This is a genomic window from Streptomyces sp. NPDC054847, assembly GCF_053610925.1.
Map to the genome: position 1 here is coordinate 1 of NZ_JBSGZJ010000437.1, position 6,010 is coordinate 6,010.

At 69.4% G+C, this 6,010-nt stretch carries 3 protein-coding genes; 1 reads left to right on the plus strand and 2 read right to left on the minus strand.

Features of this window, described 5'->3' with window-relative positions:
- Positions 1-149: 149 nt before the first annotated feature.
- Together ppdK and dusB are read right to left on the minus strand one after the other, a co-directional pair.
- Positions 150-2,876, minus strand: coding sequence for a pyruvate, phosphate dikinase (gene ppdK / locus ACWGH4_RS29410; RefSeq protein ID WP_453466268.1), 2,727 nt, complete (start codon positions 2,874-2,876; stop codon positions 150-152).
- A 394-nt stretch (positions 2,877-3,270) separates the two neighbouring features.
- On the minus strand, positions 3,271-4,422 hold the full coding sequence (dusB, locus tag ACWGH4_RS29415) for a tRNA dihydrouridine synthase DusB (protein ID WP_453466270.1): 1,152 nt from the start codon (positions 4,420-4,422) through the stop codon (positions 3,271-3,273).
- A 53-nt stretch (positions 4,423-4,475) separates the two neighbouring features.
- Here dusB and ACWGH4_RS29420 point away from each other — a divergent pair, with 53 nt between their 5' ends.
- Positions 4,476-5,948, plus strand: a complete 1,473-nt coding sequence (locus ACWGH4_RS29420; RefSeq protein WP_453466272.1) for an MFS transporter — start codon at positions 4,476-4,478, stop codon at positions 5,946-5,948.
- The last annotated feature ends 62 nt before the right edge of the window (positions 5,949-6,010 follow it).

Below are 6,010 nucleotides of genomic sequence, written 5' to 3' on the forward strand. Positions count from 1 at the left end.
GGCGCCCCGCACAGGCGCCCGCCCCTTCTCTGTGGATCCGGAGCCGTCACCGGGCAGCCGGTGAGGGTCGGGGTACCGGGCTCCGGGGTTCGTGCCCCGGCCCCGGTGACGACCCCGGAGTCTGTTGCTCCCTGGCGGGAGCGTGGTCCCTAGCGGGAGTCGCTGCCCGTCGTACGGACCGCCGCGGCGCGGCCCGCCTCCAGCCGCGCCACCGGGATGCGGAACGGCGAGCAGGACACGTAGTCCAGGCCCACCTCGTGGAAGAAGTGCACCGACTCGGGGTCGCCGCCGTGCTCGCCGCAGACGCCGAGCTTGAGGTCGGGACGGGTGGCCCGGCCGGCCTCCACCGCGTTACGGACGAGCGAGCCGACGCCGTCCTTGTCGATGGTCTCGAACGGGGAGACCCCGAAGATGCCCTTCTCCAGGTACGCGGTGAAGAAGCTGGCCTCCACGTCGTCGCGGGAGAAGCCCCACACGGTCTGGGTGAGGTCGTTGGTGCCGAAGGAGAAGAACTCGGCGGCCTCCGCGATCTGCCCGGCCGTCAGCGCGGCGCGCGGCAGCTCGATCATCGTGCCGAGCGCCAGCTTCAGGTCGATACCGGTCTGCTGCCGCACCTCGGCGATGACCTGCTCGGCCTCCTCGCGGACGATCTCCAGCTCCTGGACGGTACCGACGAGCGGGATCATGATCTCGGCGCGCGGGTCGCCCTTGGCCTCGATGCGCTGCGCCGCGGCCTCGGCGATCGCCCGCACCTGCATGGTGAACAGGCCGGGGATGACAAGCCCGAGGCGTACGCCGCGCAGACCCAGCATCGGGTTCTGCTCGTGCAGCCGGTGCACTGCCTGGAGCAGGCGCAGGTCGTTCTCGTTGTGGTCCTTGCGGGCCTCGGCGAGGGCGACGCGCACCGACAGCTCGGTGATGTCCGGCAGGAACTCGTGCAGCGGCGGGTCGAGCAGACGCACCGTCACCGGCAGGCCGTCCATCGCCTCGAACAGCTCGACGAAGTCCTGCTTCTGCTGCGGCAGCAGCGCCCGCAGGGCCTCCTCGCGCTCGTCGTCGGTGTCCGCGAGGATCAGCTTCTCGACCATCTCGCGGCGCTCGCCGAGGAACATGTGCTCGGTGCGGCACAGGCCGATGCCCTGGGCGCCGAAGCGGCGGGCGCGCAGCGCGTCCTCGGCGTTGTCGGCGTTGGCCCGTACGCGCAGCCGGCGTACCCGGTCCGCGTAGGCCATGATCCGGTGGACGGCCTGGACCAGTTCGTCGGCGTCGTCGGCGCCGGCGTGCATGCGGCCCTCGAAGTACTCGACGACCGGGGAGGGCACGACGGGCACCTCACCCTTGTAGACCTTGCCGGTCGAGCCGTCGATGGAGACGACGTCGCCCTCCTCGATGACGGTGCCGTTCACCGTCATCCGGCGGCGCTTGGTGTCGACCTCGAGCTCCTCGGCGCCGCAGACACAGGTCTTGCCCATGCCGCGGGCGACGACGGCGGCGTGCGAGGTCTTGCCGCCGCGGGAGGTCAGGATGCCCTGGGCGGCGATCATGCCGTCCAGGTCGTCCGGGTTGGTCTCGCGGCGGATCAGGATGACCTTCTCGCCGGAGCGCGACCACTTGACCGCAGTGTAGGAGTCGAAGACCGCCTTGCCGACGGCCGCGCCCGGGGAGGCGGCGATGCCGCGCCCGAGCAGCTCGGGCCCCTTCTCGCCGCGCGCTCCTTCGTCTTCGAAGCGCGGGAACATCAGCTGGGCGAGCTGCGCGCCGTTGACGCGCTGGAGCGCCTCGGCCTCGTCGATGAGGCCCTGGTCGACGAGCTGGGTGGCGATGCGGAAGGCGGCGCCGGCGGTGCGCTTGCCGACCCGGGTCTGGAGCATCCACAGCTGGCCGCGCTCGATGGTGAACTCGATGTCGCAGAGATCCTTGTAGTGGTTCTCCAGCGTCTCCATGATCTGCATCAGCTGGTCGTACGACTTCTTGTCGATCGACTCGAGGTCGGCCAGCGGCACGGTGTTGCGGATACCGGCGACGACGTCCTCGCCCTGGGCGTTCTGCAGGTAGTCGCCGTAGACGCCCTGGTGGCCGGAGGCGGGGTCGCGGGTGAAGGCGACGCCGGTGCCGGAGTCGGGGCCGAGGTTGCCGAAGACCATGGAGCAGATGTTGACGGCCGTGCCGAGGTCGCCGGGGATGCGCTCCTGGCGGCGGTAGAGCTTGGCCCGGTCGGTGTTCCAGGACTCGAAGACCGAGCAGATCGCGAGGTCCATCTGCTCGCGCGGGTCCTGCGGGAAGTCGCGGCCGGCCTCGGTCTTGACGATCTTCTTGAACTGCTTGACGAGCTTCTTCAGGTCGGCGGCGTCGAGGTCGGTGTCGACGGTGACCTTCTTGGCGGCCTTGGCCTCTTCGAGGGCGTCCTCGAAGAGTTCGCCGTCGACGCCCAGCACGGTCTTGCCGAACATCTGGATGAGGCGGCGGTAGGAGTCCCACGCGAAGCGCTCGTCGCCGGCCTGCTGGGCGAGGCCCGCGACCGACTCGTCGGAGAGGCCGATGTTGAGGACGGTGTCCATCATGCCCGGCATGGAGAACTTGGCACCCGAACGTACGGAGACCAGAAGGGGGTTGTCGGCCTGACCGAGCTTCTTGCCCATCTTCTGCTCGAGGGCGTCGAGGTGCGCACTCACCTCGTCGCGCAGCTCGGCCGGCTCGTCGCCGCTCTCGAGGTACACCTTGCAGGCCTCGGTGGTGATGGTGAAGCCCGGAGGGACCGGCAGACCGAGGTTGGTCATCTCGGCGAGGTTCGCACCCTTTCCGCCGAGGAGGTCCTTGAGCTCTTTGTTGCCCTCGGTGAAGTCGTAGACGAACTTCTGATCTTTGTTTTCCGACACGGGTCTCGACTCCTCGAGGACTCGGTGGCTGCCCTGACGGCGAGGAACATACCCAGATCGAAGGCGTCTGGGTACGTCCACTTGCCCGTCATACGGCCTTAACCACTCGTCCGCCAGCAGATCGAAAGTGCTTCGAGGCGGGGGAGGTGTAGACCCTTCACTTCAACTCCTGAAGGAATGATCACTTCACGCGTTCACTCGAACGCCAAATAACTACACAGAGTCATAAGTCACTCCATGCCTCAAAAGCCAAAAGGGTGGCACTCAGTGCCACCCTTTGAGAGATGCAGCCGCCCCGATTTCGCTCATCTGAGCGCACCCCCTATCAGGGGTGGCGAGAATCACGCCCTCCGAGGCACCGGAATTCCATCATCCGGACCGCCTCCGCCGCCTGTCAGCCACCGGAAGTGTCCAGCTCGGCGTCCGCGCCGACGCCCGCGCAGTCGTACGGATCCTTCAGCCAGCCGTCCGGCAGAACCACCCGGTTGTTGCCCGACGTGCGCCCGCGGGGGCCGTCCGCGCCCGCCGGCCACGGCTGGTCCAGATCCAGCTTGCTCAACTGAGCGCCCAGCTCGTCCAGCGACGAGGTGATCGCGAGCTTCTTGCGCATCTCGGAGCCGACGGCGAAACCCTTCAGGTACCAGGCCACGTGCTTACGGAAGTCGACCACTCCGCGCGACTCGTCCCCGATCCACTCCCCCAGCAGCGTCGCGTGCCGCAGCATCACGTCGGCGACCTGGCGCAGCGTGGGCCGCGCGTAGTCGTCGCGGCCCTCGAAGGCCGCCACCAGGTCCGCGAACAGCCACGGCCGGCCCAGGCACCCGCGGCCCACGACCACGCCGTCGCAGCCGGTCTCGCGCACCATCCGCAGGGCGTCGTCCGCGGACCAGATGTCGCCGTTTCCGAGCACCGGGATCTCCGGGACGTGTTCCTTGAGGCGGGCGATCGCGTCCCAGTCCGCCGTGCCGCCGTAGTGCTGTGCCGCCGTGCGCCCGTGCAGGGCGATGGCCGTGACGCCCTCCTCGACCGCGATCCGGCCCGCGTCGAGGTAGGTGATGTGGTCGTCGTCGATGCCCTTGCGCATCTTCATGGTGACCGGCAGGCCGCCCGCGTTGGAGACCGCCTCGTGCAGGATCGCGCGCAGCAGGGGCCGCTTGAACGGGAGGGCGGAGCCGCCTCCCTTGCGGGTGACCTTGGGGACGGGGCAGCCGAAGTTCAGGTCGATGTGGTCGGCCAGGTCCTCGTCCACGATCATCCGGACGGCCTTGCCGACGGTGACGGGATCCACCCCGTACAGCTGGATCGAGCGCGGTGTCTCGGTCGCGTCGAAGTGGATGAGCTGCATCGTCTTCTCGTTGCGCTCGACGAGGGCCCGCGTCGTGATCATCTCGCTGACGAAAAGGCCCTTCCCTCCGCTGAACTCCCGGCACAACGTCCGGAAGGGCGCGTTCGTGATGCCGGCCATGGGAGCGAGGACGACCGGCGGCTGCACGGCGTGCGGGCCGATCCGGAGCATGTTCGAGGAAGCGGGGGCGAGCGTGGTCATTCGCCCATTGTCCCGCACTGCCGGGACGGTCGGTCAGCCATACGATTCATGGCATGCCCGAGCTCAGCCACCGGCACCGGATTCTGGTCCTGTCGATCTGCTGCATGAGTCTGCTGATCGTCAGCCTCGACAGCACGATCCTGAACGTCGCCCTGCCCTCCCTGCGCCGTGAGATGGACGCCTCGGTCGCCGGGATGCAGTGGGTGATCGACGCCTACACCCTCGTGCTGGCCTCGCTGCTGATGCTCGCCGGCTCTGTCGCCGACCGGGTCGGCCGGCGCAAGGTCTTCATGATCGGGCTGGTGCTCTTCACCCTGGGCTCGCTGCTGTGCTCCCTCGCCCAGAGCCTCGAGGCCCTCGTCGGGTTCCGCATGGTGCAGGCGGTGGGCGGCTGCATGCTCAACCCGGTCGCCATGTCGATCATCACCAACACCTTCACCGAGCCCCGCGAACGCGCCCGCGCCATCGGCGTCTGGGGCGGCGTCGTCGGGATCTCCATGGCCGCGGGCCCCCTGCTCGGCGGCCTGCTCGTGGACGGTGTCGGCTGGCGGTCCATCTTCTGGGTCAACCTGCCCGTCGGCCTCGCCGCCCTGCTGCTCACCTGGCGGTACGTGCCCGAGTCCCGCGCCCCGAGGGCCCGCCGCTTCGACCCCGTGGGCCAGTTGCTGGTCGTCGTGCTCCTCGGCTCGCTGACGTACGCGATCATCGAAGCTCCGGTGGCGGGCTGGACCTCGCCGCTGATCCTCACCTTCGCCGTCGTCGCCGCACTCGCCCTGGCCGCGCTGCTTCGCTACGAACCGCGTCGCGCCGAACCCCTCATCGATCTTCGCTTCTTCCACAGCCTGCCGTTCAGCGGGGCCACCGTCATCGCGGTGTGCACGTTCGCCGCCTTCGGCGGCTTCCTGTTCGTCAACACGCTGTACCTCCAGGACGTCCTCGGTTTCTCCGCCCTGCACGCCGGCCTCTACATGCTGCCCATGGCAGGGCTCACTCTCGTCTGCGCGCCGCTGTCGGGGCGCCTGGTGGCCGCGTACGGCCCCCGCCCGCCGCTGCTCGCCGCCGGCACCGCGATGACGGCCAGCGGTGTGCTGTTCGCCGCGTTCGAGACGGAGACCTCCACCGCGCTGCTGTTCACCGGCTACGTCCTCTTCGGCCTCGGCTTCGGCCTCGTCAACGCCCCGATCACCAACACGGCCGTCTCCGGGATGCCCCGTGCGCAGGCCGGAGTGGCGGCTGCGATCGCCTCGACCAGCCGGCAGGTCGGACAGACACTCGGTGTCGCCGTCATCGGCGCGGTGCTCGCCGCCGGGGTCTCCGCTTCCTCGCACACCGAGGGCTTCGTCGCCGCGAGCCGGCCCGTCTGGTGGATCATCGCCGGCTGCGGTCTGTGCGTGCTCGTGGTCGGCGCGTTCACCAGCGGCCGGCGGGCGCGGGAGTCGGCCCGGCGGACGGCGGAACGGCTCGGCGAACCGGAGATCGACCGGATCCCCGCCCGCGTGGACGGCGGGAGCCGGCACACGGGGTGAACCGCGCCTGCCGTGGGCCGCGGACGGACATGCGAAAGGGCCCGGACCGCGTGGTGCGGTCC